Source organism: Zoogloea sp. (assembly GCF_041914405.1).
Lineage (GTDB): Bacteria > Pseudomonadota > Gammaproteobacteria > Burkholderiales > Rhodocyclaceae > Zoogloea.
In genome coordinates, this window is sequence record NZ_JAYSDK010000010.1 from 120,992 (window position 1) to 147,557 (window position 26,566).

The window sequence follows — 26,566 nt, forward strand, 5'->3', positions numbered from 1 at the left end:
AAGTGTAGCGCCCGACGCACTACGTGGCCGTGACCAAATCCAGCCCTGGCGCCAGATTGCGGGCCGCAGGCGCCCTTCAGCGCAGCAGGACGGTCACATTGCCCTTCACCTCTGCCCTGATGTCCGCCTCGTCCACGTAACCGAGCGCACCAGGCGTCGTGCTGACCAGCCGGATCATCTCCGCGACGGTCGGCACCTGAGACGGCGGCCCGCCCTTGCCCACATAGCGACGCACGGTCCAGTAGGCCAAGTAGCGCTCCTCGTCCCGGTCGAGCCAGCGGGCCAGGAAGCGTCCCCGCAGGGGGTGCCCCGCCGCCAGGTCGAACGGCATCACGCGCACGCCCCCCAGTTCGACCACCCTGCCGGTGTAGATGCGCTCGACCGCCACGTTGTCCAGGCGGGGAACCGACGGATGCGCGATCACCACCACCTCGCCGGCGAAAGCATGGCCCGCCCACAGCAACAGGCTCAGTCCGGCGCGACGGATTCCCATGGGGCGCTCAGAACGTGAAGTTGTAGGACAGGGACAGCACATCCACCGCCCGATGCCCGCTGTTCTCGCCGCTCGGTGCATCGAGGAAGCCCGAGGTGCTGCCGGTACGGCTATGCAGCCACTCGACCTTGAGCTTCTGCTGGGGCGTCAGCAGATAGGCGCTGCCCACCGCGACGGAGCGCTGGTCGAAGACGTCGAGGGAATCGACGCCAAGCCGCTGGCTGGGATTGATGATGTCCGCCCCGGGAGTGGAAGCGGGCAGCAGGTTTCCATTGACGTCCGCATAAAGCCGGCGCGCCGCCGACGACGACAGGATCCGGGCCACGTACACGTAGGGGGTCCACGCCCCAATGCGCTTTTGCAGCGCCACATAAGCCGCCCATGAATCGGTGCCGAGGGTGGCCCGCGTGACCCGCCGGCGTACCGCCTCTCCGGTCACGATGAACTCGCGGGGTAGTACGAATTCGGCACTGGCCGTGAAGGTATAGTTCAGCACCCGGTCAACGGTCGGCACACCAGGCCCCGGCAGGGCATCGGTAACCTGGTAGTAACCGCCCCCGCCAACAGGCACGAAGGGATAGGTGACCGGAATCGGTGCATCGACCCGCTTCACGTCCCCCCGATGGACGCTCAGGCGCAGCCGGTGATCCCCTTCCCTCACCGTCAACAGCGCGCCGGTGAGCCACATCTCGATGTGCTCGAACCAGGCCCCCCGCGGTCGCGAACGGGGCGTCGCGTCGCGACGGAAGAAACGCCAGTAGGAATCGGCAGACCCCAGGTAACCCTCCAGGCTGAGCTCACGCCTCTCGTCCAGCCAGCTCCGTGCCACCGCCACCCCACTCACCTCGGCGGTAGGCGCCAGGGAATAGACCTCGATCGGCAGGCGGGCGAAATTGAAGGTGGTCCCCACGTCCATGGTTTCCGAGTAGCGCAGCAGCGGCAGGCGCAGCTTGCCGGCGCGCAGCAGCCAGTCGTTGTCGGGCCGCCAGGACAGAAAGGCCCAGGGCAAGGCCAGATCCCATTGCCGGTCGCTGTCGGCGGCCGGCGCCAGGGCCGCCTGCACGGTGGCGCTCCACGCCGGGGTCAGGCGCACGTCGAGTTGCACGCCGAGACGCGAGTCCCGCTGGAAGGTGCCGCCGCTGTCGATGAAACGCTGGTAACGGTAGGAACGGTTGGACTGGGCATACGCCACGGTGCCAAAGCCGGCCAGGCTGACCTCTTCGTCGGCAGCGGCCGGCACTGACGCGGCAAGGATGGCGCTGCCGGCGCAGAAGGCGATCAGGCGCTTCACTGCACCAGCTCCGCCACATCAGCGCCAGCAACGGGCTGCTCGGGCCGGGGGACGCCCTCCGTTTCCAGGGTCGGCAGGATCCGGCCGAGGCCTTCGACGATGGGACGCAGCTGGTCTTCGAGACTCCTCAACGCGCTCTGCGCCCGCCCGCCATCACGGCCCCGCGCCGCCATCTCGAGACGTCCGGCGATGCTCGAGATCTCGGGCATGCCCAGCAGCCCGGCCCGCCCCTTGAGCGTATGTGCAAAGGCTGCAACCCGCTCCCAGGCGTGGTTTTCCACGTCGATGCGCAGGCGCTTGGGCCCGTCGGCAAACTGCTCGCGGAACTTGGCAAGCAGTCGGGGATAAAGGGTGGGGCTGACCCCGGTATCGTTGATCGCACAGCGTGGATCGATGCCGGGAATGCCCGCCAGCCCTGGCACCACCTCGCCCCCCGGGGCAGCCGATGGCTCATCCGCCAGCCGGCTCGCCGGCCCGTGATGATGCCGCTGCAGTACGTCGTACAGCTCGCCGGGCTCATAGGGCTTGGCGAGACAGCCGTTCATGCCGGCCGCCAGGCAGCGCGTCAGCACGCTGCGGCCGCTATGGGCCGACAGCGCGTAGATCGGCAGGTGATCGAAAGTCGGTTGCCGCCGGATGCAGCGCACCGCCTCATAGCCATCCATCATTGGCATCTGCAGGTCCATGAACACCAGGTCGTAGCAATCGGGTGGCTGGGCGGCGAGTTGGGCGAGCGCATCGCGACCATCGGCTGCGCTGTCCACCTCCACCCCCCAACGCCCCATCAGTGCCACCGCCACATCGCGGCTGGTGGCGTTGTCCTCCACCAGCAGCACGCGCATCCCGTCCAGCGCGCCGGCCAGCGGACTCTTCTCCCCGGGCACCGCATCGCCACGGCCGAAGATGGAGTCGCCGAGGCGCAGCAAGGCGGCGGGCAGCAATGGCTTGTCGCCGAAATGCAGGCCGGTGGCAAAGATCTCATGCACATGCGCATCCAGCGCGCGGGGCATGGACATCAGCACGACGTGCGGGGGCGCCAGTTCGGGGCGGGCACGCAGACACTCCAGCAGGGCCGCACCGTCCCGGTCAGGGAGGGTCCAGTCGAGAAACAGCAGGTCATAGGGCGCGCCGTCCCGCCGCGCGGCCTGCAGGGCTTCGAGCACCTCGGCAGCGCTGGCCGCGGCATCCACCTCGTCGCAGCCCTGCTGGTTGAGCAGATCGATCAGGGACAGCCGTGCCTCCGGGTAATCGTCGGCCACTAGCACCCGCAGACCTTGCCACGGCAACGGTGCCACCGGCCTCGCCTCATGCCCTTCGCCGAGGACCAGCGGCAGCCGCACCTGGAAGACGCTGCCCCGCCGGGGTTCGCTGCTGACTCTCACTTCCCCGCTCATGGCCTCCACCAACCGGCGCACGATGGCCAGGCCCAGCCCGGTGCCACCGTAGCGGCGCGTGGTCGCGCCGTCGGCCTGCACGAAATCCTCGAAGATGCTGTCGATCTGCGCGGCCCGCATGCCGATGCCAGTGTCTTCAACGCTGAAACTGACCGGTAGCACCCCGGCCGCCGCGGGCCCCGCGCCGAGGCGCAGGGCAACATGCCCCGCAGGCGTGAACTTGACGGCATTGGAGAGGAGATTGCCGAGCACCTGCCCGATACGCAGCGGGTCACCGAGCAGAGGCGCCTCGAGCGCCTGCAAACCGCCCGGGCCGGCCTCGAAAATCAGCTCGATCCCCTTCTCGCGGGCCGCCCCCTCCACAAGTTGGAGCGCAGTGGCGAGCACCTGCTCGAGACGGAACGGAATGTCCTCCAACTCCAGGCGGCCGGCTTCGATCTTGGAGAAGTCCAGGATGTCGTTGAGCGTGTCGAGCAGCGAGCGGCCGGCGCTGCGGATCTTCTCCGCATATTCGCGCTGGCGCGGCAGCAGGCGACTGTGCAGCATCAGCTCGGCCATGCCGATCACCGCGTTGAGGGGGGTACGGATCTCGTGGCTCATGTTGGCAAGGAACATCGACTTGGCCTGCGTGGCCTGTTCCGCCCGCGCCCGGGCCTGCTGCAACTCACGACCGATCGCCTCGCGCTCGCGGATATCAGTCTCGATGGCCCGCGCCATCGAATTGAGGGTCGTGCTCAGGGCCTGCACTTCCTCCACCCCGTCCCCGCAGCCCAAGCGCACGTCGTACTGGCCCCGGGCCAGCTGGCCGGTCACCGCACACATGTCGGCCAGCGGCTGCAGGACCTTCCGGTGAGTGGTGCGGAAAGCGAGCAACACCAGCAGCGCCGTCATGCCCATGCTCACCGCCGAAGCGATGATCCACGCGCCCAACCGGGTACGGGCCTCGCTGACCTCGGCTCCGGTACGCTGGTCGACACGCTGCATCAGCTCGGCCACCGCCGCGGTCACGCGCAAGCGCTGGCGGTCGTAGTCGCGGCCGAAGACCAGCTTTATTGCCACGTCGGGGCGCGTCTCCCCTTCCGAAACGATCGTGCGGGTCTGCGGGTCATACAGCCCTTGGGTAGCCGCGAAGGCCACCTGCTCAATGGTCTTCAGGCCATCGGTTTCGGTGAGCACCTTCTCCAGCGTCTCAAGCTCCGGCCCCTGGAAACCCAGGGCGACCATCCGGGAGCGCATCGACACGCGCGGCCCTGTCCCGCCGGGCACAAACTGCGCCTGCCCGGCAATCACCCGGTCCCAGTAGGTCATTCCTTCGGTGTCGGCGACCGCCGGCGCCTCCCCCTCACGGATAGCCAGGATCGCGTAGTAGTAAGTGAGGAAGCGGGTCTCGCCAGTCGCCGAATAGGCCCGCACGAGACGGGACAGGGTATCGGTCTCGCGGCGCAGTTCCTCGACCAGCCGCAGCGCCTCGACGCGATGGTCCTGAACGGCCTGGGCTCGGTCGAAGGCATGCAGCACCAGCATCGAGATCGAGCCATTGATGCCGACGATCAATAGCAGCGCAACCGAGAACAGGAGGGAGAGCTTGCTGAGCTTCATGCAAGGGCGGAAACGGATAACGCCCCGAATTATGCCGTACGCAAGCTCCGGCGGGGTTGTACGGCGTCGCTGAGCAGATCGAGCACGCAATAGAAGGCGCCGGCCGCCAGCGGCGGATTGCTCACCGGCCAGCCCAGGCCCGGTGCCAGCGCCCGCCAGTTCCAGCAGCCCAGCCAGGTTCCCCACAGTTCCATCAGCAGGGACAGCAGGAACATCGTCACGTACAGGCGCGGCGCGGGTCCGCGCCACACGCACAGCAGGAACAGCAGCAGCAAGAGCGGCCCCAGCCAGTCGAGACCGGCCAGCGCCAGCAGTGAGACCGCAACGACCGCCAGGCGCGGCGCCCAACTCAGCAGCCAGGCTGGCAGACGCTCGGCAAGCTGGAGTCCCAGCCAGTACAGCAATACATGGCCGGGCGGCACGAACAACGGGAGATTGCCGAGACGGTAGTCGTACAAGCCCCATGCCAGGGACAGCACAACCTCACCGGCGGTGGCGATCAGCAGGCAGGCCAGCAGGCGGGGGCGCAGTTCCCGCTCCCGCCACAGCAGCCAGCCGACCAGCGTCCACACCCACAGGCTGACCAGCGGCTGCCCCCAGGCACCGGCGCGACTGTCGGCCAGCAGGCCACCGGCAATGGTGACAACGATCAGCAAGGCCAGGCGCGAGGCGGACGACATTCCGGAAACCCAGCGCCTGACCGGAAGCACCGGCTTATTCGATGCCCTGGCTGGCCAGGTATTCCTCGTAGGTGCCGCGGTAGTCGATGATCTCGCCCGGGCCGCGGATCTCGAGGATGCGGGTAGCAATGGAGGACACGAAGGCCCGATCATGGGACACGAAGAACAGCGTGCCGGTGAAGTCCGCAATACCCGAGTTGAGGGACTCGATGGACTCCATGTCCATGTGGTTGGTCGGCTCGTCGAGGAGCAGCACGTTCTTGCGCTGCAGCATCAGTTTGCCGAACAGCATGCGGCCCTGCTCGCCGCCGGAGATCACCTTGACCGACTTCTTCACGTCGTCGCCCTTGAACAGCAGACGACCCAGCGTGCCGCGGATCAGGGTCTCGGCGTCATCGCCCTCGTAGCCACCTTCACGCACATAGCCGCTGATCCAGTCGGTGAGGTTCTCGCCGCTGGCAAAGTCATCGGCATGGTCTTGAGCATAGTAGCCAAGCTTGGCCTTCTCGGCCCACTTGATGGTGCCGAACTGGGGGGCCAGACCGTGCAACTCAGGGCCGACCAGCAGCTTCAGCAGCGTGGTCTTGCCGATCCCGTTCTCGCCGATGATCGCGATGCGGTCGTTGGCGTCGGCGGTGAAGGTGAAGTTCTTGATGATCGGCTTGGCCGGATCGTAGCCAAAGGTGAGGTTCTCGATCTCAACGGCCTGGCGGTGCAGCTTCTCCTTCTCGTCGTAGTCGAAGCGGATCCACGGGTACTGGCGGCTGGACGGCTTGAACTCGTCGATCTTGATCTTCTCGATCTGCTTGGCACGGCTGGTCGCCTGGCGGGCCTTGGACTTGTTAGCCGAGAAACGGCGCACGAACTCCTGCAGCTCCTGAACCTTCTCCTTGGCCTTCTGATTGGCCGCCGACTGGCGCTCGCGAGCCTGCGTGGAGGCCTCGATGTAGTCGTCCCAGGTGCCGGGCCAGACCTGGATGCGACCGTAGTCGAGGTCGGCCATGTGGGTGCACACCTGGTTCAGGAAGTGCCGGTCATGGGAGATGATGATCATCGTGGAGTTGCGCTCGTTGAGCACGTTCTCCAGCCAGCGGATGGTGTTGATGTCGAGGTTGTTGGTCGGTTCGTCGAGCAGCAGGATGTCCGGGTTGGCGAACAGGGCCTGGGCCAGCAGCACCCGCAGCTTCCAGCCGGGGGCGACTTCGCGCATCGGGCCATTGTGCTGCTCGGTGGGGATGCCGACGCCGTGCAGCAGCTCGCCGGCACGGGCCTCGGCGGTGTAACCGTCGTATTCGGCGAAGTGGCCTTCCAACTCGGCCGCCTTCATGTAGTCCTCTTCGGTGGCTTCCGGGTTGGCGTAGATCGCGTCCTTCTCCTGCATGCAGGCCCACATCTCGGCATGGCCCATCATCACCACGTCGATCACGCGCACGTCTTCATAGGCGAACTGATCCTGCTTCAGGAAGGCCATGCGTTCGCCGCTGTCGATGGCGACGTTGCCGGCGGTCGGCTCGAGCACGCCGGCCAGGATCTTCATGAAGGTGGACTTGCCGGCCCCGTTGGCACCGATCAGGCCGTAGCGGTTGCCGTCACCGAACTTGACGGAGACGTTCTCGAACAGGGGCTTGGCCCCGAATTGCATCGTGATGTTATTGGCGATGAGCACGGCAGGAATTCCTTGAGTCCGCCGAGGGAGCGGCGAGACAGCAAAACGGAAAAGGAAAACGCCGGCCAGCGGCCGGCGAAGCTGTTGCAAATTTTACCGATGTTTCAAGCACCTGGGCAAATATCTCGCCCCGGCATTCACACCAGCGAGGGGCCAGCGACGATGGCCGCCGCCTCCTGCTCCGAAATGCGCACCGAGGCGGTGGCGATCACGTGCACAGTCAGCCAGTCGTGAAGGCGCAGGTCGCCGCCCTCCTCGAAGGAGGTGAAACGGCAGCCCAGTTGTCCGCCCTCGGGCGCGGCAAGGAAGTTCACCGTCATGGCTTCACCACGGATCTGGTCGGGGATCCCGTCCAAATGCAGCACGAAGGGGAAACTGCGCGGCGCGGCCGGTGGCGCGCTGGCCGGCACACCGAAGCCTTCGAGGGACAGGTCGTTCAGCGGCAAGCGGTGCCCGTCGATCGAAACCCAAAAACAGGTGCTGCCCCAGCGCCGCGCCACGAAACGCTGGCGCTTGCGGCGCTCCGCATGGTGAGCCACATCCACTCCGTCTTCCACCATCGCTGCGACCTTTCCGCTCCAGTCATATATCCGGGTGGCAATTCTATCCCCATCCCATAGTTTCATCCCATTGCCGTTTGAAGGCGGAATATCCACGGCGGCACACGACCAGGGCGGATGGACAGCCGCCGCCGCCTCGCGTAGCATCGCGGCCGTCATTGGGGAGTAGCCTCCTTTCTCTCGAAAGGGCCTGCGTCAACATACTTGGCTTCGCGGCCATGGCGCAGGCGGTCCCGAACTTGGCAAGACCTTTGACCACCCGCCTCCGGATTTGGCCGGAGAGGCGCGTGGTCATTCGTCTGTATCCGGCCAAGGGATTTCACATGGAAGCTTTCCTCGTCTCCACGGGCATCGTCGCCCTCGCCGAAATCGGCGACAAGACCCAATTGCTGGCCTTCATCCTGGCCGCCAAGTTCCGCAAGCCGGTGCCGATCATCATCGGTATCCTCATCGCCACGCTGGTCAATCACGGTTTCGCCGGTGCCGTCGGCACCTGGGTCACGACCCTGCTTGGCCCCACCACGTTGCGCTGGGTGCTCGGGGTGTCCTTCATCGCGATGGCGATCTGGACGCTGATCCCCGACAAGTTCGACGAGGACGATGCCAAGCTGGCCCACTTCGGCGTCTTCGGCACCACGCTGGTAGCCTTCTTCCTCGCCGAGATGGGCGACAAGACCCAGGTGGCAACCATCGCGCTGGCCGCCCAGTACCAGAACCTGGCTGTCGTCGTGGCCGGCACCACCCTAGGCATGATGATCGCCAACGTGCCGGCGGTGCTGCTCGGCGACCGCATCGCCCATGCAATCCCGGTGCGCCTAGTGCATGGCATCGCCGCGGCGATCTTCGCCGTGCTCGGCGTGGCCACGCTGCTCGGTGCCGGCGAGAGCCTGGGCTTCTGAACCCGGCTGCCTGCGTAACACGGCGCCCCTATGCTTCTCCCCCGGCGGGTAGCAGCCCGCCGGCCCTTTGGAGATGACCGCATGACCCTGCAAGCGATCGAGAACATCAACCTCGTATCCCTCCTCGACACCCTGCTGAGCCTGGTGACGGCCTTCGCACTCGGCGGGCTGATCGGCTACGAGCGCCAGTACCGGCAGCGTACCGCCGGGCTGCGCACCAACGTGCTGGTGGCGGTGGGGGCGGCGATCTTCGTCGACATGGCCAACCACCTGGGCGGCCATGAAGGCGCCGAGCACGTAGTGGCCTACGTGGTGTCGGGCATCGGCTTTCTCGGCGCCGGCGTGATCATGCGCGAGGAGGGCAACGTGCGCGGCCTCAACACCGCTGCGACGCTGTGGGGCTCGGCGGCGGTCGGCGCCTGCGCCGGCGCCGACCTGCTGCCCGAGGCGGCCCTCGGCGCGCTGTTCGTGCTGGCCGCCAACACGCTGCTGCGGCCGGTGGTGGACCGCATCAATCGCGAACCCATCGACACGCTGGCGGTGGAAGTCACCAACACCGTCTACGTGATCGCCCCGCGCGAACGCCAGAAGGAAGCCCTGCACCTGCTCGAAGCCGCACTGGAGGCCGCCGACCACACGGCCCGCGACCTCGTCGTGCACGCCTTCGGCGACGACGCGGTGGAGATCGAGGCGGTGCTGATGGCCACCGCGGTGGATGGCGACGAACTGGACCGTCTGACCCACCGCCTCGCCGAGCAACCCGGCATCAGCCAGGCCTTCTGGAGCCCCAGCACCACCGAATAGGCGCCGCAGCCCGCCCTTTAATCCCGCTCCAGCCGGCGCTGCATCTCGCCGAGCATGGCCGAGAACTGCTCGGCGGTCTCGTGGCGGACCAGCGCCGGGCCGATCATCGGCGGAAACCAGAAACCCGGCTGGGCTTCGGCGTGGTAGCTCAGGCGCGTGCCGCTGCCCTCCGGCTCCAGACGCATCAGGCTCTCCATGCGCTGGATATTGCCGCCCAGGCCATGGGCGCGTATCTCGCTGTAGGGCGTCAGGCGGATTTCCCGCAAGGACTCGAAGTTCGCCGAGAATACACCGTAGCGCGCCACACCCTGCTGCAGCACCTTGAGCACCCCATCGCCGCGCTCGAGGACGCGGCTGCTCTTCAGGTTGGGCACGAAGGACGGCATATGCTCGAAGTCGGTCAGCACCGCCCAGGCCTGGGCCGGCCGCACCGGCGCGTGCATCACCACATCCACGACGAAGCTGCCGTCGGCACGCTCCACATGCACATCCTGATCGGATAACAGCGGCCCCATGGCCAAGCCTGCTAGCGGCATGGCCAGCACGACGAGGAATAGACGAACGGCAATTCGCAACATGGCATGGTCAGTTTGGAACAACTGCCATCAGTCTGCCACGCCAGGCTTTCAGCCAGCCTGCCAATCGCATATCGGAATGCGAAGTCAATCAGCGTCCATAACGCTCCCAGGGCGGTACAGGACTCAACCAGGCCTGGAACTCGTTGAGGAAAGCCCGCACTGCCGGCAGCCGCCCTCGCCCTGGCAGGTAGCAGGCATACAGGTTGCGGCCAAAATCCACCTGCGGCTCGTAGGTGTCGAGCAGGGTTTCCAGCTCGCCCCGTGCCAGCGCGTCGCCGCACAGGTAGGTCGGCAGGATCGCGATGCCCTGGCCGGCGCGCACCGCATCCAGCGTGCTGCCGATGTCGTTGAAGCGCAGGCGGCTGTGGATCGGCACTTCGATTTCGTCACCCTGCCCATCCCGCAACCGCCACACGCCGCCGTCGCTGAGCAGGTGGCTGAAGCACTGGTGCGCAGCCAGCTCGGCCGGCAACTGCGGGCGGCCGTGGGTTGCCAGGTAGGCCGGCGACGCGCAGATCACCCGCCGCAGCACCAGCAACAGGCGTGACACCGCATCTTCCGGCGGCGAATGGGTCATCCGCAGGGCCAGGTCGAGACTCGCCTCGGCGAGATCCACCCGCTCATCGCTGAGGATCAGCTCGCACTCCAGTTCCGGATAACACGCCAGCAGCTGCGGCACGAAGGGCGCCACGCACTGCCGCCCGAACACCGCGGAAGCGCCGATGCGCAGCACGCCGCGCGGCACCTCGTCCACATTGCGCACGGCGAGCTCGGCACCATCCACCACATCAAGGGCCTGCAACGCATGGCGGTAGAAGATCTCGCCGGACGGTGTCAGCACCAGCTTGCGGGTCGAACGCTCGAACAGGCGCACGCCGAAGGCCTGCTCCAGCTCTCCAACCTGCTTGCTGACCTGGGCCCGTGTGCAGTCCAGGCGCCGGGCGGCCGCGGCCATGCTGCCCTCTTCTACAACGCGGACGAAACTCTCCCAACTGGCCAGCCAGCGCATTTGTCAATGATTCGTTGACGTAATGGCAGCGATTATCGTCTTTTTAAGCACGTATGCGAAACCTATAGTCGATCCATCTCCTGCTTTTCCGGATCGCCATCATGTTCCGTACCCTGCGCACGCCCGACGTCCTGCTCACAACGCTGGCAGCCGCCGGCATCCTGTTGGTAACGATGGGCGCCCGCCAGTCCATCGGCCTGTTCGTCAGCCCGCTCAACACTTCCACCGGCCTCGGCATCACTACCATCAGCCTCGCGCTGGCCATCGGCCAGTTCAGCTGGGGCGCCATCCAGCCCATCGCCGGCGCCATCGCCGACCGCCACGGGCCACGCCCGGTATTGATCGGCGGCGTGCTGCTGCTGGCCCTCGGCAGCGCACTGACGCCTTTCGTTGATTCCGCCTTCGGCCTGGTGCTGACCCTCGGTCTGCTGTCGGCAATGGGTTCCGGCGCTGGCAGCTTCTCGGTGCTGATCGGCGCCGCCGCCCAGCGCATGCCGGCGGAGGCCCGTGGCGCGGCGTCCGGCGTCATCAATGCCAGCGGTTCCTTCGGGCAGTTCGTCTTTGCACCGGTGCTGCAGGCGTTGATCCAGGCCCTCGGCTGGATGGGCGCGATGTGGTCGCTGGCGCTCATGACTCTCGGCGCCCTGCCGTTGGTGAACAAGCTCACCGACCGGCCGGTCAGCCAGGTCCACCACGCCGAAGCAAGCAGCGATGGTGGCCTGCGCCAGGCCATCAGCACGGCCCTGCGCAACCGGGACTACCTGCTCCTGCACGCCGGCTTCTTCACCTGCGGCTTCCACATCGCCTTCCTGGTCACCCACCTGCCCGGCGAGGTGAGCCTGTGCGGCCTGCCCGCGTCGGTGGCGAGCTGGTCGCTGGCGATCATCGGCCTGGCCAACGTGCTGGGCAGCCTGTATGCCGGCGCCTGCATCTCGCGCTATCGCAGCAAGCACGTGCTGGCGGCGATGTATGCCTCGCGGGCGCTGCTTATCGGCTGGTACCTGCTGGCACCGCATACAGCGACGACCTTCTACCTGTTCGCCGCCGGGCTCGGCGCCACCTGGCTGGCCACCGTGCCCCCCACTGCCGGCATCGTCGGCAAGCTGTTCGGCATCCGCTACCTGGCCACCCTGTTCGGGCTGACCCTGCTGTCCCACCAGATCGGCGGCTTCCTCGGCGCCTGGCTGGGCGGTCTGGCCGTGGCTCGCTTCGGCGACTACAGCTGGATGTGGTACGCCGACATGGCGCTCGCGGCCTTCGCCGCGCTGGTCAACCTGCCGATCCGCGAGGCACCGGTGACCCGCAAGCTGGCCACGGCCTGAGCGGAACGCCCGCTCAGGGCAGGCGGAAGCGGGCGATGTCCTGCTCCAGGTGACCAGCCAGCGCCTTCAGCTGATGGGCGGTCTGGGCCGTCTCGCCGGAATTGACGCTGTTGCGCTCGGCCATCTGGGCAATGCCTTCCACCCGGCGGGCAATCTCGGTACTGGCGGCGCTCTGCTCGCGCAGGGCGTCGCTGATCTCGTTGATGGCCTGCACTGTCCGCCCCGCGCCATCGCGGATCTCTGCAATCGCGCTGCCCGCCTGACCAGCCCGTCCAACCCCTTCGTCGACCCGGCCGACGCCCTCCTCCATGGCCCGCACCGCATCCTGCGTGCTGTCCTGGATCGCCTTGACCATCGCGGCGATCTCCTGAGTCGACTGCCCGGTGCGCTCGGCCAGCTTGCGCACCTCGTCGGCGACAACTGCAAAACCGCGTCCCTGCTCGCCGGCACGGGCTGCCTCGATCGCCGCATTGAGGGCCAGCAGGTTGGTCTGGTCGGCGATTTCCTTGATCGTGCCGACGATCGCCGAGATCTGCGTCGAGCGCTCGCCAAGGCTGCCGACGATGCCGGCGGTGCGCTGCACCACCTCGGAGATCCGGTTGATGTCGTCGATGGTCCGGCTCACCACCTCCCCGCCCTCCTGGGCCAGCTGCCCGGCCTGGCTGGCCTCCCCCTGGGCGTCCTGAGCATTGGAGGAAATGTGATTGATGCCGACGGTCATCTGCTCGACCGCCGCCGCCATCGCCGACGCCGCATCGCTCTGGCCGGACGAGCTGGCAGCCACCTCGCCGGAGGCCGCCACCAGGCTATCGGCCGCCAGCGACAGATCATCAGCCGTCTGGCGCGCGCCGCGCAGCAGCAGCGCGATCGACTCGCTCATGCGGTTGAAGGCACCAGCGACACGCTGCAGTTCGTCCCGGCAGGGGAGCTCCACCTTCACCGTCAGATCGCCATCGGCGACCCGTTCGGCGCTCGCTGCCAGGCTCTCCACCGCCCCGCCGATCGCCGATGACACCGCAGCCAGCAGGTAGATGATCAGCAGCGATACGCCGACCGCGACCGCCACGGTGATCGCGAAATTCTGCAGCAGGCGTGCATGGCGCGCCGCCAGCAGATCTTCCAGGGTCGGGATCAGCGCCTTGAAGGTGTGCTCGTAGAGCCCGTCGATGGTCGCCGTGGTACGCGAGAACCAGTCCGCCGGCGGGGTCTCGTAACGGCCACCCAGGATGTCCTGGCGCACCACCACGGTCAGCGCCTTCAGCTGCGGGCCGGTCTCGCCTTCCAGCCGCTCCACCGCCGCCGCCAGCCCGGGCCGCGCCACGCTGGCCTTCTTCAGCTCCTTGACGACGCTCTGGTAGCGCGCTTCGCTGACCGCCAGCAGCGCAGCCAGGTCTTCCCGGTCGCGGTCAGTGGCAGCCTTCTGGGTCAGCAGCTGGTTACCCATCGCCCGCATCTTGCCGATGCGTTCGATCACGTCCGGCAAGCGGGCCAGCGTGGCGTCGACCAGATAAAAGCCGTCGGCCTCCCTATCCAGCAACAGGCCCGAAGCCGTGATCACATCGTCCCCGTAGTCCAGCAGGTGCTCGATCAACGCCCGGTGCGCCAGCCGGTTGGCCGTGGCATCCATGCTGCCACCGGTAGCAACCAGGCGCGCCCACTCCTCGCGGACGTCCTGCCACTTACGCGCCGTCGGCGCCAGGAGCGGCGCGGCTTTCAGCACCGCATCCACCTCATCCATCCAGCGAGTGGCCTGGGCCGCCGTCTCTTCCACACGTCCCCGCGCCGTCTCCTGTCCGGACAATACGCTGGTCATCAGGCCGCGGTGCCGCTGCACCTCCTTCAGCGCATGCAGCGCCGGGGTCAGGGCACGGACACCGACCTGCTCATTGCGGGTCGCCTCAACCTCCCCCCACAGGTTGAAGCCCAGGAAACCACCCAGGCCGGCCAGCGCGCACACCACACAAACACTGATCAGCGCGAACTTGCCGCGAAACCCCAGGCGGTTGAGGAAGGCCACGGCCGGCGCGAGAAATAGCTTCATGATGACACCTGTGAGGCATTGAATTCCGCCCCATCATCGACAGGGGCAGGCTGGCGTTCATTGATTGACAACAAGAAGCACGAACGATGGCGGCCCCTGCGATCCAGTCGCCTATCCACCATGTGCGACGAAATGCGGCGAAAAACACAAAAAAGCTTGCCAACCCCGAAATCGATTGGTACTATGCGCCCGCTTTTTGCAGTTGCCGAAACATTCGCAACCCGCCAGATTTCGCAAAGAGTCCAATCTTCCGGTTGGACTCTTTGTTTTCAGGTAGTACGCGGCAGTAGCTCAGTTGGTAGAGCGCAACCTTGCCAAGGTTGAGGTCGAGAGTTCGAGACTCTTCTGCCGCTCCAGTTAAAAGCGCAGCGCACGTCACACGGCGCTTCGTTGTCACCGGGCCTTTCTGGCCTGCGACATGCCGGTTCCGGCTCATGTAGCTCAGTGGCAGAGCACTCCCTTGGTAAGGGAGAGGTCGGCAGTTCAATCCTGCCCATGAGCACCAGCACTTGCCACAAAGGTCGACCTCCGGGTCGGCCTTTGTGCTTTCCGGCCCCCCGGCGCATCTCCCCTTCCCGGCCCGCCCTGGAAAACCTGCCTTCTCCCGTTCATCCAGCTGACGTCCGCAAGAACTATCCTGTGAGCTGAACGGCGACACGCCCCAGCGCCAATTGGCCTTTGATGCATTGCAGCAGGAACGCTATCCTGTCGCTATCCTTTCATTCGGCTCCACTCTTTCAAGCGAGACACAGCGTGAGCGACATCGATCTGAAACGCTTCTTCCTGGAACAGGTGCGCCTGTTCGAGCATTTCCCGGCTGACAAGGTCGAGGAGATCGTGGCCAGTGGCCGCCTGGCCACCTACGAAGGCAACGAAGCCATCCTGGAAACCGGCGACGAAGGCCAGTACCTCGGCGTGCTGATCACCGGCCACGCTGAGATCTCGGTTACCGACAACACCGGCACCCGCACGGTGCTGACCCAGCTCGGGCCGGGCGACGTGTTCGGCGTGATGTCCACCCTGACCGGAGACCGCGTGACCGCCGACGTGATCGCCGGCAACCGCTGCTACGTGCTGCTGATCCCGCTGGAGACCTTCAACACTCACATCCTCACCAACCCGAAGGCCATCGGCTACCTGTCGCGAATGCTGCTCGAGCGCATGCGCAGCATGTCGCTGGACATCGTCTCGGCCAAGTCATCCGCCGCATCGGTGCTGTCGCTGAACTCCGCGCACGCGGGCAAGGTGATCGCCCTCAACGTGGGCCTCAGCCAGATCCACTTCGGCATCTACGACACCCGCGACCTCGGCTCCGACGTCCACGGCATCATCGACAACGCCGATGAGTATGTTTCGCGCATCAGCGTGATGGTCGGCCCACAGGTCAAGACCATCACCCGCGACCCCTTCCCGCTGTCCGAGCTTCTGCCGGTCATGCAGGACGCTGCCCGCCAGCTCGGCGACGCCTTTGCGTTCGAGTTGGACGAAGTCTGCGCGGTCGGCCACCGGGTCGTCCATGGCGGCAACCGCTTCGCCGCCGCCGCGGTCATCACGCCGGCCGTCATCGCCGACATCGAGGCGTTGGCGGTGTTCGCACCGCTGCACAACCCGGTGAACGTGGCCGGCATCCGCGAAGCCCTCAAGCAGCTGCCCGACGTGCCCCACGTGGCAGTATTCGACACGGCCTTCCACCAAACCCTGCCGCCCTACGCCTACCTGTACGGCCTGCCCTACGATCTCTACAAGCAGGACGGCATCCGCCGCTATGGCTTCCACGGCACTTCCCACCGCTACGTGTCGCTGAAGTCCGCCGAGGTACTGAAGCGTCCCCTCGGCGAACTGGAAATCGTTTCCTGCCACCTGGGCATCGGCGCCTCGGTGTGCGCCATCGACCACGGCCGCTCGGTGGACACCTCCATGGGCATGACGCCCACCGACGGGCTGATCATGCCCAGCCGCTCCGGCAGCATCGACCCGGCGGTGATGGTGCACCTGATGGAACGCCAGCAGATGTCACCGGAAGCCCTGTCGACGCTGATCAACACCGAGAGCGGCCTGAAGGGCATCTCCGGCATCTCCAGCAACATCCACGACATCGAGACCGCCGCCGGCAACGGCCACCACCGCGCGCTGCTGGCCCACAAGGCCTTCTGCTACCAGGTGCGCAAGAACATCGGCGCTTACGTGGCAGCAATGGGCGGTATCGACGTGCTGGCCTTCACCGGCGACATCGGCGAGACCAGTGCCGCCGTGCGCAGCCTGGCCTGCCAGGGCCTCGCCTACATGGGCATCAAGCTCGATGAAGAGAAGAACCGCAACCTCGGCAAGGTGGACGACTTCGCGATCATCTCCACCGACGACTCGCCGGTGACCATCCTCGTCATCTGCAACGACGACGAGCGCCTGGTGGCCTGGGAAACCCTGCGCGCCATCGAGAGGGACGAGCTGATCCGCGAGGCCAAGGCCGAGGAAAAGGCGCCGATGCCGATCCCCATCGAGATCTCGGCCCACCACGTGCATCTCTCCCAGGCCGATGTCGAAAAGCTGTTCGGCCCCGGCCACCAGCTCACACCGGAGCACGAGCTGTCCCAGCCCGGCCAGTTCGCCTGTGCCGAGAAGGTGCACCTGGTCGGCCCCAAGGGGCGCATCGCCAACGTGCGCGTGCTCGGCCCGACCCGCAAGGAAACGCAGGTCGAGATCGCCATGACCGAGCAGTTCAAGGTCGGCCTGCAGCCGCCGATCCGCGAGTCCGGCGACCTCGCCAACACGCCGGGCATCACCCTCGAAGGGCCGGCCGGCAGCACCGTCATCGAGCGCGGCGTGATCTGCGCCCAGCGCCACATCCACATGACACCCGAAGACGCGCGCCGCCTGCGGGTGCGCGACAAGTACGTGGTGCGCGTGCGGGTCGAGGGCGAGCGCGAGCTGATCTTCGGCGACGTGATCGTGCGGGTCAGCCCGAGCTACCGGCTGGCGATGCACATCGACACCGACGAGGGCAACGCCGCCAACATCCGCACCGGCATGCTCGGCTACATCGAGGAAATCCAGAGCCGCCACTGAGCCCCGAGGGGCAAGGAAACCCGGGGTGGCCCGGTGTTTCCTTGCCCCTCGGCGGCGCTTCCCCGAACGCGATGACGCGCTAGTCGTTGCGCTCGAGGAAGCGCCGGGTTGCCAGGCGCAGAAAATTCATCTGCTGGCGGAAAGCCCGGCAACCGCCACAGAACAGCAAGTGCAGGCCCAGACGCACCCTTTCGGCGCGGCCCAGCGGACGGTCCAGCGCCTCGGACATCAGGTGGGTCGCATCCTTGCATTTCATCATCATGCCCGGCCCTCCGCGCCGAACCAGCCGTGGGTAAGACACTGCCGCAGCGCCGCGCGGGCCCTGTGCAGGATCACGTTGCAGTTACTGGTGGTGAGGACCAGCGTCGCGCAGATCTCGTCGGTCTCGAAACCGAGGAACTCGCGCATCATGAAAACCCGCGCGGTACGCGCCGGGAGCACTTCCAGACAGGTCTCGAAGACCTGCCAGAACTGGCGCTGGGCCAGTGCCTCCTCCGGATCGCCCCACGCCTGCGGACGTCCTTGCGGGCTCCAGTGTTCGTTGTCCTTGAAGAGCCGATCAAAGGCCTCGTCGAGCTCACCCTCGTCGCGCTCGAAGCTGGAAATCTGCACCGTGCGGCCGCGCTCGCGCAGCATGTCGATGATCTTGTGGCGCAGGATCGTGAAGATCCAGGTCTTCAGCGCCGAGCGCCCGGCAAAGCGGTCGATGCCCAGCAGCGCCGACTCGATGGCTTCCTGCACGGCGTCATCAGCCGCCGCCTCGTCCTGCAGTTGCAGGCGGGCGAATTTCAGCATCTGCGGGCGAAAGCCCGAAATGAGCTCGGCACTTCCGGAGTCGATCATGTCTGGCGCACGGACTGCAGGGCGGCACGCCCATACGGCTTGGCAAGCTGCCGCCGATGGATCCGGATCTCCCTGCCCGGCCGCCCCGGCCCAGACAGGATCAGTGGCATCAGCATAGCAAGGAAGCGCCGCGCAGGCTGAAACTTGCCGTCGCCATGCGCCCCCTCAGACCCGGCGTGCCACACCGTGGTGCTCAGTTCCGCACTCCCAGCACGACACCATGCAGGCAAAGCTCGGCGAGGCTATGCCGGCCGAAATCGAGGAAGGCGGCATCGGCTGGCCGCCCCAGCTCGGCGGCCAGGGCCTCGAGGGCCTGCCGCCCGCTCCGTTGCCCATCCAGCAGGGCCAGCAGGTGCGCCGTGGCCGGGCTCAAGTCCATGAAGCGCACCGCATCCTGCGCATCCCGGTACACCACCAGATGGGCCGGCTCGGGCTGGCGCGGCCGGAAGTCCGGCCCGATGCGCTGCACCGGCCACGCGAAGGCCAGCGACAGCAGGGCCGGATTGGCCACCGGCACGCCGTCGAGCAGGTCGCCGTCGGGCCGGTGTGGCGGCACGACCACGTCCATGACATCCACCGCCAGCTCCGCCCATTCGTAGCGCGCCAGCTCACCGAACCAGCGCGGCAGCGGCTGGCGGCAAGCGCCGCTGTCCAGGTAGGCCAGGAACTCCTGCGGGATCTCGCGGAACCACGGCGTCGCACAGCGCCAGTCGCGCAGGAAGGCGCGGCACAGGCGGGCCCACCGGGCTTCGCCGAGCGTCACCCGGGCCACCGGGAAGCAGCGGTCGAGGAAGCCCCGCAGGCGCTGGAACACCAGTCCTTCGTACACCACCATGCGGGCGGCCGGCGCCCCCGCCGGACAGGCAACCCGGCGGCCGTGACGCAGGCGCTCGCCGAAGGCGGCCTGCCAGGCCTGCAGCCCGGCGGCGGGCCCGCTCACGCCAGCACCTCGGCGGCACGCCGCGCACGGGCCTGGCGGGCAGCGATCTGCGCCACCTCGGAGCCCAGCGCAGCCAAAGTCGGAAAGTTGAAGTCCCGCTCCAAGCAGGTCGGCAGCGGACCAGTGCGCGCATAGGCAGCGTCGAGCAGCGCCCACACCGGGTCGATCACGTCGGCGCCATGGGTGTCGATACGCAACCCGTCCGGCTCCACGTCATGCCCCGCCACGTGGATGTAGCAGCAGCGCTCCAGCGGCAGCGCGTGCAGGAATGCGTAGGGGTCGAAGCCAAAGTTGGCGGCATTGACGAGGATGTTGTTCACATCCAGGTGCAGCCGGCAGCCGGACTCCTCCACCACTGCACGGATGAAGTCCGCCTCGCCCATCTCGGCCCCCGGTGGCGCCACGTAGTACGAGGCGTTCTCGATGCCGATGGCCATGCCCAGCGCATCCTGGGCCTGGCGGATACGCCCGGCGACCCAGCGCACCGCCTCGCCGGTACACGGCAGCGGCAGCAGCTCGTAGAGCTGGCCGGCGTCGCCACACCACGACAGGTGTTCGGTGTACAGGCCGATGCCGTGTTCGGCCATGAAGCCGCGGATGCGCGCCAGCAGTTCCATGTCGAGGGGCAGCGGGCCGCCCAGATTCAGGGACAGGCCGTGGCAGACGAAGGGGAAACGCTCGGTGAAGGCGCGCAGCTGGCGCGCCGAGCGGCCGCCCATGCCGGCCCAGTTCTCCGGTGCCAACTCGAAGAAATCCACCGCATCGGGCACGCCGGCTTCCATCTCGGCCAGCAGTTCGCGGCGAAAGCCGAGCCCGGCACCGTGGGGCGTGCGTCCTGGCATGTCGAATCCTCCCGCCTGTGCCGGGGCTGGGCCTGTGCCCGCCCCGGTCATTTTGCTCGATTACTTCTTCTTGTCGGCACCGCAGCTGCCGTCACCCTTCTTGTCCGCGCCACAGGAACCGTCGGCCTTCTTGTCCATGGCCATCTTGTCGTCCATCTTCTTGTCGGCCTTGTGGGCGGACTTTTTGGCGGCAGCCTTCTTGTCCCCGCCACACTTGCCATCCTGCATCTTGGTATCGGCCTGGGCCAGCTGGTAGCCCCCTTCCAGCGGCTTGGCTGCAAAGGGGTTGTCGGCGGCATGGGCAACACCAAAGGCGACGGACGCGGCCAGCGCAGCGGTTACGGCGGAAGTCTTCTTCATCACGGATCTCCTTGAGGGGTTGAACAGCCCTGCCGGACGCCGGCATGGCAGTCCGGATTATCAGGTGCTGGCGATTGGACGGGAATGCCCCCGGTGTTCTTACATGCCCGATGAAAAAATTTCACCGTGCTGCACGGCCAGCCTGCTGTAGGGGCGAATCTGTGGGGGAGGCATCCTGTCCTGCAAACTCCGGCCACCCCACAAAAAAACGCCGGCAAAAGCCGGCGACGAAAGGGCCGGACTAGCGGCCGAGAGGGATAGGGGAAAAGAGGCGCCGGGCGCTCAGCTCTTCGGCAGGCGGCCCATCAGGTAGAACTCGTCGTTGGGACGCAGGGAGATCAGGTTGGCGAGCCGGTTGCTCATCGCGAAGAAGGCGGTGATCGCGCCGATGTCCCAGATCGCCTCATCGTCGAAGCCGTGGGCCTTGAGGATTGCGATGTCGGCATCGCCGACGGTGGCCGAATCGAGGGACAGTTTCACCGCGAAATCGAGCATGGCCTGCTGGCGCGGGCTGATTTCGGCCTTGCGGTAGTTGGTGGCCAGCTGGTCGGCGACCCGCGGGTTCTTGGCGCGGATGCGCAGGATCGCCCCGTGGGCGACCACACAGTACAGGCACTGGTTGGCGCCGGAGGTAGCGACGACGATCATCTCCCGCTCGGCCTTGCTGAGGCCGACGTCCTTCTCCATCAGCGCGTCGTGGTAGGCGAAGAAGGCGCGGAACTCCTCCGGGCGGTGAGCCAGCGCGAGAAATACGTTGGGCACGAAACCGGCCTTCTCCTGCACCGCCAGGATGCGGGAGCGCACGTCCTCGGGCAGGTCGGCAAGTTCGGGAACGGGATAGCGGCTGATCGGCAGATCGGACATGGCGGGTCTCCTGAAATATCTTTTTCTGGCGTGGCGCGAAATGCGCGCTGCGAGTGTAGCCGGCCGGTCGCAACGCGCGGCGCGCGCCCGAGCAGATCGTCGGAAAGTACAAACGAGTTGGCCGAAAGCGCATGACGGAGGCCACCGGGCCGATACCGACGGTATGCACAGAACTGCCGCCGACGGCGCTTATCGCCACTGCCTGCCTCCCCTAAGATCAGCCCAACAGCATCGACACAAGGAGCACGGCCATGCGCATCCGGATTGCCTGGGACCACGGAGAGGTCTTCGCCCGCCTGGACGACACGCCCGGCAGCCGCGCGATGCTGGCTGCGCTGCCGCTGCAGTCCACCGCCGCCAGCCGCGGCGAAGAGCTCGTCCTCAGCGTTCCGCTGCGCGTCCGCGCGGGCGGCAAGACCCGTGACGACCTGGAGCCGGGCACCGTGTGCTACTGGCCGGCCGGCGCATCCATCGCCCTGCCCTTCGGCTCGGCGGCGGTCCACCACGACAGCGGCTGCCAGGTGCTCGGCCGCCTGGAGGACGACCCGCGCCTGTTGCGCCAGGTACGCAGCGGCCACCTGCTGACGGTGACGCGGGCCTGACGAGCGTGCCGCCACGCGGCCGCCCTCAGCGTTCCCAGTAACCCGGCTCGGCATAGATGCGCTTCAGGTAGTCCATGAAGACGCGCACCTTGGCCGGCAGGTAGCGCTGCTGCGGATAGACCGCCTGGATCGCGTAGGCCGGCGCGGCGAAGTCGTCGAGCACGGTGACCAGCTCGCCGCGCTTCAACTCGCCCTCGATCTCCCAGGTAGACCGCCAGCCGATGCCGAGGCCCTGCTTGACCCAGCTGTAGAGCAGCTCGCCGTCGTTGCAGTCGAGGTTGCCGCTGACCTTCACCGCCACCATCTTCCCGTCCTGCAGGAAGGACCAGCCGCGCTGCTGGCCGCCCTGCAGATTGAAGGCCAGGCAGTTGTGGTGCGCCAGGTCGTCCAACGTCTGCGGCACCCCGTGGCGCTCGAAATAGGCCGGCGTACCGCATACGACTCGCCGGTTACCGGCCAGCTTCACCGCCACGTAGTTCGGGTCGGTCACCTCGCCGATGCGGATCGACATGTCGTAGCCCTCGCGCACCAGGTCCACCACGCTGTCGGTCAGGTTGAAGGACAGCTTGAGGTCCGGGTACAGCGCCTGGAAAGCCGGCCCGTGGGGCGCCACGTGGCGCCGCCCGAAGGCCGCCGGCGCCGACACCACCAGGTGGCCGCGTACCGTGTTGCGGCCGGCAGTGATCGCCGACTCCACGTCGTCGAAGTCTTTCAACAGCTGGCGCGCCTGTTCGAGAAAGCGCTCGCCCAGCTCGGTGAGGTGCAGGCCGCGGGTCGAGCGGTGCATCAGCTTCACGCCGAGGCGCCCCTCCAGCGCGTCGAGGCGCCGCCCCATGACTACCGGCGTGACCTGCTCGACCAATGCCGCCGCGGCGAAGCTGCCCTTTTCCGCCACCAGCACGAAGCTGCGCAGCTCGGTATAACGATCCATTCTGAATTCTCCTTGTCGGGCTGCCGCTCAGTCGCCCACCACCGGCCAGCCGCGCGGATCGAAGCCGTAGCGCAGCGCGCCCCAGTGGCGGCCACCCACGCGGAGCGGGAGCGCCACCTCGGTGAGGATGTCGCCGTTGTCGCGGGTGTAGGTGCGCACCACGAAGGGCTTGTCGGTCTGGCGGGCCACGGCCAGCGCATCGGGGGTGTCGAACAGGCGCTTGTGACGGCTGCGTTCACCATCCACCGCCGGGTCGCCACAGGCCGGATGGGAATGGCAGCGGTTGTGGGTCGGCGCATAGCCGTTACGGTCCACCAGCACGCAGAAACGCCCCCACTCGAAGCGCGCCAGCACCTGGTCGAGCACCGCCTGCAGCGGAGTTTCCAGAGCCAAGTCGTAGCCGGTGTGATACTGGCGTGGGTCGGTGCCGGCAATCGGCCGGTAGATCTGGTCGAACACGTCGATGCCGCGCGCGGCGGCCCCTGCGAGGATGGTCTCCAGCTCGGCCGCCGCCGGCTGCAGGGTGTTGATGACCTCGTGGAACTCGCCCTCGCCAACGACGAAGCGCAGGATGATCTCCTGAATCTTGCCCGACGCCTGGTCGAGCTCGCCGGCCACCACCTCGCTGTGTTGCAGGCGCTCGCTGACCTGCTGGCTGAGGGCGTCGATCTCGCCGATGTTGCGATGGACCGTGCGGTTGCTGTCGGCAAAGCGCTCCAGCGTCGCGGCGACGCTGCCGAGGGTCCGCGCGGTGCGGTCGAAATCCCCCATCAACACAGCGAAGTTGGCGGCCGCCTTGTCCATCACGTCGCGGGTCAGGCCGATGTCGTCGGTGATCCGGGCCGTCTCGCTGCGGGTGCTGTCCACCAGGCCGAGCATGCCGTCGATGTTGCGCGAGATCTCCTCGGACGCCTGCCGGGAGCGCTCCGCCAGCCCGCGCACCTCGTCCGCCACCACCGAGAAGCCGCGCCCCGCCTCGCCGGCCCGGGCCGCCTCGATGGAGGCATTGAGGGCCAGCAGGTTGGTCTGCTCAGCGATCCCGCGGATCAGCACGACGATGGCCTGGATGCTCTCCGAGCGGGCGCTCAGGTCGGCCACCGTGTGGTTGAAGCGCCCGACCCGCAGGCTGACTTCATTGACGCGCCGGGCCGCCTCTTCCAGCTCGTCGTTGGAGCTGCGCGCCAGCTCCAGGTTAGCCAGGGTCACGCCGGCGATGCGCTGGGTCTCGGCGCTGACCTCGCTGATGCCCAGCGTGGTCGCACTGCTCGCTTCGCGCACCTGCTCGGCGAGGCGGTCCTGCAGCTGCGCGCTGGCCGCCGACTGGCCAAGGTTGCGGCGGGTCAGCGCGGTGTCCATGCCGATGCGGAAGGTCATCAGCCGCACGTTGTTGAGCAGGTGGCGCATCTTGCGCAGGAAGCGGTTGTAGGCCTCGGCCAGCTCGCGCAGTTCGTCGTGGGTGCTGGCCGGCAGGTCCCGCGACAGGTTGCCGACACCGGCGCCGATTTGCTCGAAGATGTCGATCACCGCGCGCACCGGCCGCACGATCAGAAAGCGGAAGTACCACACCGAAAAGGCCACATAGGCCACCGAGGCGAGGAGGAGCGCCACGTTCCATCCCAGCAGCCCGTCTAGGGCCGCGCCGGCCTGCCCGTCCCCGCCCGGCTGGCCGCGCAGTTGCTCGCGGGTCCGCCAGGTCAGCGCCAGCAGCACGAGCTGGAAGCCGCACACCAGGAACAGGCTGCAGAACTTGCGGGTGAGGGAATTCCACACCACCCGCTCGCTCAGTTCATAGAGCCGGACTACGGCCTTCATGCCCGGCTCACGCCCCCGGCACGCGGGCCACGTGCAGCAGGTTGGTGCTGCCCTGCTGGCCGAAAGGCAGGCCGGCGATGACCACCACCGTGTCGCCCGCCTGGGCCACCGCCTCGCGCAAGGCCGCGGCAGTGGCGTGCTCGATCATCTCGGCCACGTCGTGCACCTCATCGAAGGGCACCGGATGCACGCCCCAGGCGATGGCCAGGCGGCGCGCCGTGGCGAGCCGCGGGGTCAGCGCCAGGATCGGCGTCACCGGTCGTTCCCGGCTGGCCCGCAGGGCGCTGAAACCGGAGGTGGTGAAGGCCACCGTGGCAGCCGGTTCGAGCAGGCCGGCGACGCGGCGCAGCGCACAGCAGATGGCGTCCGGCGTGGTCGCCGCGGCCGGCGTGTGGCTGGCCTCCAGCTCGCCGCGCCAGGCCGGGTCCTGCTCCACCTCGCCGATGATGCGGTCCATGATTGACACCGCCTCCACCGGGTACTGGCCGGAGGCCGACTCGGCGGACAGCATCACCGCATCAGCGCCTTCATACACCGCGGTAGCCACGTCGGAGGCTTCGGCGCGGGTCGGCACCGGGGCGGTGATCATCGACTCGAGCATCTGGGTCGCCACCACCACCGGCCGACCGGCGGCCCGCGCGGCCCGCACGATGCGCCGCTGCAGCACCGGCACCTGCTGGGGCGGCAGCTCGACGCCCAGGTCGCCACGGGCCACCATCACGCCGTCAGCCAGCGCGACGATGTCGTCCAGGTGCTCAATGGCCGCCGGTTTCTCCAGCTTGGCCATGATCCACGCCTTGTCGCCGATCAGCTCGCGGGCTTCGCGGATGTCCTCGGGGCGCTGCACGAAGGACAGCGCGACCCAATCGACGCCCATTTCCAGGCCAAAGGCCAGGTCGGCCCGGTCCTTGGCGGTGAGCGGCGAGATCGGCAGCAGCACGCCGGGCACATTGACGCCCTTGCGGTCGGACAGCGGACCGCCGACCAGCACGGTGGTCTCGGCGTGGTCCGGCCCGAAGCTGTCCACCCGCAGGCGCAGCTTGCCGTCGTCGAGCAGCAGCTCGGTGCCGGCTTCCAGCGCGGCGAAGATCTCTGGGTGCGGCAGGCTGGCGCGGGTCGCGTCGCCGTCGGCCGGGTCCAGGTCGAGGCGGAAACGCTGGCCGGCTTCGAGCAGCACCTTGCCGCCGGCGATGCGGCCGACGCGCAGTTTGGGGCCCTGCAGGTCCATCAGCACGCCGATCGGGCGGCCGCGCTCGGCCTCCACCTGGCGGATCAGCTTGAGGCGCTCGGCGTGGTCGGCATGGCTGCCGTGGCTGAAGTTAAGACGGAAGACATCGGCACCGGCATCGAAGAGTTCGCGGATGCGCGCCAGCGTCGAGCTGGACGGGCCGAGGGTGGCGAGGATGCGGGAACGGCGGGCGCGCTTCATCATGCCACCTCCGCCAATGCGGCAACCCCGGCGCGGGCCACCTGGGCGTCCTCGCCGGCCTTGACGCCGGACACGCCGACGGCGCCGACGATCACCCCATCCACGACGATCGGCTCGCCGCCTTCCAGCGGCACCACCGGCATCGCCAGCGCGGCGATGCGGCCATTGTTCACCATGTCCTCGAAGGCCTTGCTGGGCTTGCCGGTGAGCACGCAGGTGCGGGCCTTTTCCGGGGCCACGGCGGCGCTCATCAGCGGCGCGCCGTCCATGCGCTGCAACCACAGGGCGTGGCCGCCGCCATCACAGACGGCGATGCTGACCGCCCAGCCCTGGGCCCGCGCCTCGGCCTCGGCGGCCGCGGCGATGCGCTTCACGTCGTCGAGCGTGAGTGCCTTGATGTTCTTCATGTGTGTCTCCTCTTTATCGTTTGGTGTGCTGCTGTGGGGGGGGGGTGATTATGCCCCCGCGGGCCGGGAAAACACACAGGGGGGGATAAATATACCCCCCCCCCGGCCCGGTGTGCCCGCCGAAGGGGCCCCCAAAT

Annotated in this window: 24 protein-coding genes, 2 tRNA genes and 1 riboswitch; of the genes, 7 read left to right on the top strand and 19 right to left on the bottom strand. The window is 67.4% G+C overall.

The annotated features are described in order from the left end of the window. Window positions 1-76: 76 nt before the first annotated feature. From ACE3RX_RS08505 to ACE3RX_RS08530, 6 genes are all read right to left on the bottom strand, one after another. Complete coding sequence (locus ACE3RX_RS08505; protein ID WP_374482320.1) at window positions 77-493, bottom strand: hypothetical protein; 417 nt, start codon at window positions 491-493, stop codon at window positions 77-79. Window positions 494-500: 7 nt separating this feature from the next. Beyond that, window positions 501-1,784 (bottom strand): hypothetical protein, encoded by a 1,284-nt coding sequence (locus ACE3RX_RS08510; RefSeq protein WP_374482322.1) that lies wholly within the window; start codon window positions 1,782-1,784, stop codon window positions 501-503. After that, the gene (locus tag ACE3RX_RS08515; RefSeq protein WP_374482324.1) at window positions 1,781-4,777 is read right to left on the bottom strand and encodes a response regulator; all 2,997 of its coding nucleotides are present in this window, start codon (window positions 4,775-4,777) and stop codon (window positions 1,781-1,783) included. Before ACE3RX_RS08515 ends, ACE3RX_RS08510 begins: the two co-directional genes overlap by 4 nt. A gap of 29 nt (window positions 4,778-4,806) precedes the next feature. Then, a complete protein-coding gene (locus tag ACE3RX_RS08520; RefSeq protein ID WP_374482327.1) occupies window positions 4,807-5,457 on the bottom strand; it encodes a hypothetical protein in 651 nt (216 codons plus the stop codon). Window positions 5,458-5,491: 34 nt separating this feature from the next. Beyond that, window positions 5,492-7,123: an ABC-F family ATPase gene (locus ACE3RX_RS08525; protein WP_374482329.1), complete on the bottom strand. Its 1,632-nt coding sequence runs from the start codon at window positions 7,121-7,123 to the stop codon at window positions 5,492-5,494. Window positions 7,124-7,260: 137 nt separating this feature from the next. After that, window positions 7,261-7,683: a PilZ domain-containing protein gene (locus ACE3RX_RS08530; RefSeq protein ID WP_374482331.1), complete on the bottom strand. Its 423-nt coding sequence runs from the start codon at window positions 7,681-7,683 to the stop codon at window positions 7,261-7,263. 148 nt (window positions 7,684-7,831) lie between these two features. Continuing rightward, window positions 7,832-8,002: riboswitch (yybP-ykoY riboswitch) on the top strand. Between the two features lie 4 nt (window positions 8,003-8,006). Here ACE3RX_RS08530 and ACE3RX_RS08535 point away from each other — a divergent pair. After that, window positions 8,007-8,582: a TMEM165/GDT1 family protein gene (locus tag ACE3RX_RS08535; RefSeq protein ID WP_374482333.1), complete on the top strand. Its 576-nt coding sequence runs from the start codon at window positions 8,007-8,009 to the stop codon at window positions 8,580-8,582. An 81-nt stretch (window positions 8,583-8,663) separates the two neighbouring features. Continuing rightward, window positions 8,664-9,386 carry an MgtC/SapB family protein gene (locus ACE3RX_RS08540; protein WP_374482335.1) on the top strand — a complete coding sequence of 241 codons (723 nt, stop codon included), beginning with the start codon at window positions 8,664-8,666 and terminating at the stop codon, window positions 9,384-9,386. A 17-nt stretch (window positions 9,387-9,403) separates the two neighbouring features. On the opposite strand, the gene ACE3RX_RS08545 is transcribed toward ACE3RX_RS08540, so the two are convergent. Together ACE3RX_RS08545 and ACE3RX_RS08550 are read right to left on the bottom strand one after the other, a co-directional pair. Next, window positions 9,404-9,964: an SRPBCC family protein gene (locus ACE3RX_RS08545; RefSeq protein WP_374482337.1), complete on the bottom strand. Its 561-nt coding sequence runs from the start codon at window positions 9,962-9,964 to the stop codon at window positions 9,404-9,406. 88 nt (window positions 9,965-10,052) lie between these two features. Beyond that, window positions 10,053-10,973, bottom strand: coding sequence for a LysR family transcriptional regulator (locus tag ACE3RX_RS08550; RefSeq protein ID WP_374482339.1), 921 nt, complete (start codon window positions 10,971-10,973; stop codon window positions 10,053-10,055). Window positions 10,974-11,074: 101 nt separating this feature from the next. On the opposite strand from ACE3RX_RS08550, the gene ACE3RX_RS08555 reads away from it, so the two are divergent. Next, window positions 11,075-12,295, top strand: a complete 1,221-nt coding sequence (locus ACE3RX_RS08555) for an MFS transporter (RefSeq protein ID WP_374482342.1) — start codon at window positions 11,075-11,077, stop codon at window positions 12,293-12,295. A 13-nt stretch (window positions 12,296-12,308) separates the two neighbouring features. On the opposite strand, the gene ACE3RX_RS08560 is transcribed toward ACE3RX_RS08555, so the two are convergent. Beyond that, window positions 12,309-14,336: a methyl-accepting chemotaxis protein gene (locus ACE3RX_RS08560; protein WP_374482344.1), complete on the bottom strand. Its 2,028-nt coding sequence runs from the start codon at window positions 14,334-14,336 to the stop codon at window positions 12,309-12,311. Window positions 14,337-14,616: 280 nt separating this feature from the next. On the opposite strand from ACE3RX_RS08560, the gene ACE3RX_RS08565 reads away from it, so the two are divergent. From ACE3RX_RS08565 to ACE3RX_RS08575, 3 genes are all read left to right on the top strand, one after another. Further along, window positions 14,617-14,692 (top strand) — tRNA-Gly (locus ACE3RX_RS08565). Between the two features lie 74 nt (window positions 14,693-14,766). Continuing rightward, window positions 14,767-14,841, top strand: a tRNA-Thr gene (locus tag ACE3RX_RS08570). Window positions 14,842-15,089: 248 nt separating this feature from the next. Next, window positions 15,090-17,399 carry an acetate/propionate family kinase gene (locus ACE3RX_RS08575; RefSeq protein WP_374482346.1) on the top strand — a complete coding sequence of 770 codons (2,310 nt, stop codon included), beginning with the start codon at window positions 15,090-15,092 and terminating at the stop codon, window positions 17,397-17,399. 79 nt (window positions 17,400-17,478) lie between these two features. Here the strand turns inward: ACE3RX_RS08575 and ACE3RX_RS08580 are convergent, their stop codons facing one another. The 6 genes from ACE3RX_RS08580 to ACE3RX_RS08605 all read right to left on the bottom strand — a co-directional run bounded on the left by ACE3RX_RS08580 (window position 17,479) and on the right by ACE3RX_RS08605 (window position 21,248). Next, window positions 17,479-17,661 carry a zf-HC2 domain-containing protein gene (locus tag ACE3RX_RS08580; RefSeq protein WP_374482348.1) on the bottom strand — a complete coding sequence of 61 codons (183 nt, stop codon included), beginning with the start codon at window positions 17,659-17,661 and terminating at the stop codon, window positions 17,479-17,481. Further along, complete coding sequence (locus ACE3RX_RS08585) at window positions 17,658-18,242, bottom strand: sigma-70 family RNA polymerase sigma factor (protein ID WP_374482350.1); 585 nt, start codon at window positions 18,240-18,242, stop codon at window positions 17,658-17,660. Before ACE3RX_RS08585 ends, ACE3RX_RS08580 begins: the two co-directional genes overlap by 4 nt. 193 nt (window positions 18,243-18,435) lie before the next feature. Then, on the bottom strand, window positions 18,436-19,182 hold the full coding sequence (locus ACE3RX_RS08590) for a DUF2063 domain-containing protein (RefSeq protein WP_374482352.1): 747 nt from the start codon (window positions 19,180-19,182) through the stop codon (window positions 18,436-18,438). Next, a complete protein-coding gene (locus ACE3RX_RS08595; protein ID WP_374482354.1) occupies window positions 19,179-20,024 on the bottom strand; it encodes a DUF692 domain-containing protein in 846 nt (281 codons plus the stop codon). The genes ACE3RX_RS08590 and ACE3RX_RS08595 overlap by 4 nt, the downstream gene beginning before the upstream one ends. Before the next feature lie 60 nt (window positions 20,025-20,084). Further along, window positions 20,085-20,384, bottom strand: coding sequence for a hypothetical protein (locus ACE3RX_RS08600; RefSeq protein ID WP_374482356.1), 300 nt, complete (start codon window positions 20,382-20,384; stop codon window positions 20,085-20,087). 282 nt (window positions 20,385-20,666) lie between these two features. After that, window positions 20,667-21,248 carry a peroxidase-related enzyme gene (locus tag ACE3RX_RS08605; protein WP_374482358.1) on the bottom strand — a complete coding sequence of 194 codons (582 nt, stop codon included), beginning with the start codon at window positions 21,246-21,248 and terminating at the stop codon, window positions 20,667-20,669. A gap of 251 nt (window positions 21,249-21,499) precedes the next feature. On the opposite strand from ACE3RX_RS08605, the gene ACE3RX_RS08610 reads away from it, so the two are divergent. After that, window positions 21,500-21,850 carry a cyclophilin-like fold protein gene (locus tag ACE3RX_RS08610; protein ID WP_374482360.1) on the top strand — a complete coding sequence of 117 codons (351 nt, stop codon included), beginning with the start codon at window positions 21,500-21,502 and terminating at the stop codon, window positions 21,848-21,850. 25 nt (window positions 21,851-21,875) lie between these two features. Here ACE3RX_RS08610 and ACE3RX_RS08615 read toward each other — a convergent pair whose 3' ends face one another. From ACE3RX_RS08615 to ACE3RX_RS08630, 4 genes are read right to left on the bottom strand one after another with little or no spacing between them, the layout of a single operon-like run. After that, window positions 21,876-22,781 carry a LysR family transcriptional regulator gene (locus tag ACE3RX_RS08615; protein WP_374482362.1) on the bottom strand — a complete coding sequence of 302 codons (906 nt, stop codon included), beginning with the start codon at window positions 22,779-22,781 and terminating at the stop codon, window positions 21,876-21,878. Between the two features lie 27 nt (window positions 22,782-22,808). Next, the gene (locus ACE3RX_RS08620) at window positions 22,809-24,593 is read right to left on the bottom strand and encodes a methyl-accepting chemotaxis protein (RefSeq protein WP_374482364.1); all 1,785 of its coding nucleotides are present in this window, start codon (window positions 24,591-24,593) and stop codon (window positions 22,809-22,811) included. Between the two features lie 7 nt (window positions 24,594-24,600). Then, window positions 24,601-26,022, bottom strand: a complete 1,422-nt coding sequence (gene pyk / locus ACE3RX_RS08625) for a pyruvate kinase (protein ID WP_374482371.1) — start codon at window positions 26,020-26,022, stop codon at window positions 24,601-24,603. Further along, a complete protein-coding gene (locus tag ACE3RX_RS08630; RefSeq protein WP_374482366.1) occupies window positions 26,022-26,429 on the bottom strand; it encodes a heme-binding protein in 408 nt (135 codons plus the stop codon). Before ACE3RX_RS08630 ends, pyk begins: the two co-directional genes overlap by 1 nt. Window positions 26,430-26,566 lie beyond the last annotated feature (137 nt).

What these genes read in the sequence shown, in the direction of transcription:
- ACE3RX_RS08505 (WP_374482320.1), bottom strand. Translation starts at nt 493, where the DNA reads ATGGGAATCCGTCGCGCCGGACTGAGCCTGTTGCTGTGGGCGGGCCAT.
- ACE3RX_RS08515 (WP_374482324.1), bottom strand. Translation starts at nt 4,777, where the DNA reads ATGAAGCTCAGCAAGCTCTCCCTCCTGTTCTCGGTTGCGCTGCTATTG.
- ACE3RX_RS08520 (WP_374482327.1), bottom strand. Translation starts at nt 5,457, where the DNA reads ATGTCGTCCGCCTCGCGCCTGGCCTTGCTGATCGTTGTCACCATTGCC.
- ACE3RX_RS08530 (WP_374482331.1), bottom strand. Translation starts at nt 7,683, where the DNA reads ATGGTGGAAGACGGAGTGGATGTGGCTCACCATGCGGAGCGCCGCAAG.
- ACE3RX_RS08535 (WP_374482333.1), top strand. Translation starts at nt 8,007, where the DNA reads ATGGAAGCTTTCCTCGTCTCCACGGGCATCGTCGCCCTCGCCGAAATC.
- ACE3RX_RS08540 (WP_374482335.1), top strand. Translation starts at nt 8,664, where the DNA reads ATGACCCTGCAAGCGATCGAGAACATCAACCTCGTATCCCTCCTCGAC.
- ACE3RX_RS08545 (WP_374482337.1), bottom strand. Translation starts at nt 9,964, where the DNA reads ATGTTGCGAATTGCCGTTCGTCTATTCCTCGTCGTGCTGGCCATGCCG.
- ACE3RX_RS08550 (WP_374482339.1), bottom strand. Translation starts at nt 10,973, where the DNA reads ATGCGCTGGCTGGCCAGTTGGGAGAGTTTCGTCCGCGTTGTAGAAGAG.
- ACE3RX_RS08555 (WP_374482342.1), top strand. Translation starts at nt 11,075, where the DNA reads ATGTTCCGTACCCTGCGCACGCCCGACGTCCTGCTCACAACGCTGGCA.
- ACE3RX_RS08560 (WP_374482344.1), bottom strand. Translation starts at nt 14,336, where the DNA reads ATGAAGCTATTTCTCGCGCCGGCCGTGGCCTTCCTCAACCGCCTGGGG.
- ACE3RX_RS08580 (WP_374482348.1), bottom strand. Translation starts at nt 17,661, where the DNA reads ATGATGATGAAATGCAAGGATGCGACCCACCTGATGTCCGAGGCGCTG.
- ACE3RX_RS08585 (WP_374482350.1), bottom strand. Translation starts at nt 18,242, where the DNA reads ATGATCGACTCCGGAAGTGCCGAGCTCATTTCGGGCTTTCGCCCGCAG.
- ACE3RX_RS08595 (WP_374482354.1), bottom strand. Translation starts at nt 20,024, where the DNA reads ATGCCAGGACGCACGCCCCACGGTGCCGGGCTCGGCTTTCGCCGCGAA.
- ACE3RX_RS08600 (WP_374482356.1), bottom strand. Translation starts at nt 20,384, where the DNA reads ATGAAGAAGACTTCCGCCGTAACCGCTGCGCTGGCCGCGTCCGTCGCC.
- ACE3RX_RS08605 (WP_374482358.1), bottom strand. Translation starts at nt 21,248, where the DNA reads ATGTCCGATCTGCCGATCAGCCGCTATCCCGTTCCCGAACTTGCCGAC.
- ACE3RX_RS08610 (WP_374482360.1), top strand. Translation starts at nt 21,500, where the DNA reads ATGCGCATCCGGATTGCCTGGGACCACGGAGAGGTCTTCGCCCGCCTG.
- ACE3RX_RS08615 (WP_374482362.1), bottom strand. Translation starts at nt 22,781, where the DNA reads ATGGATCGTTATACCGAGCTGCGCAGCTTCGTGCTGGTGGCGGAAAAG.
- ACE3RX_RS08620 (WP_374482364.1), bottom strand. Translation starts at nt 24,593, where the DNA reads ATGAAGGCCGTAGTCCGGCTCTATGAACTGAGCGAGCGGGTGGTGTGG.
- pyk (WP_374482371.1), bottom strand. Translation starts at nt 26,022, where the DNA reads ATGAAGCGCGCCCGCCGTTCCCGCATCCTCGCCACCCTCGGCCCGTCC.
- ACE3RX_RS08630 (WP_374482366.1), bottom strand. Translation starts at nt 26,429, where the DNA reads ATGAAGAACATCAAGGCACTCACGCTCGACGACGTGAAGCGCATCGCC.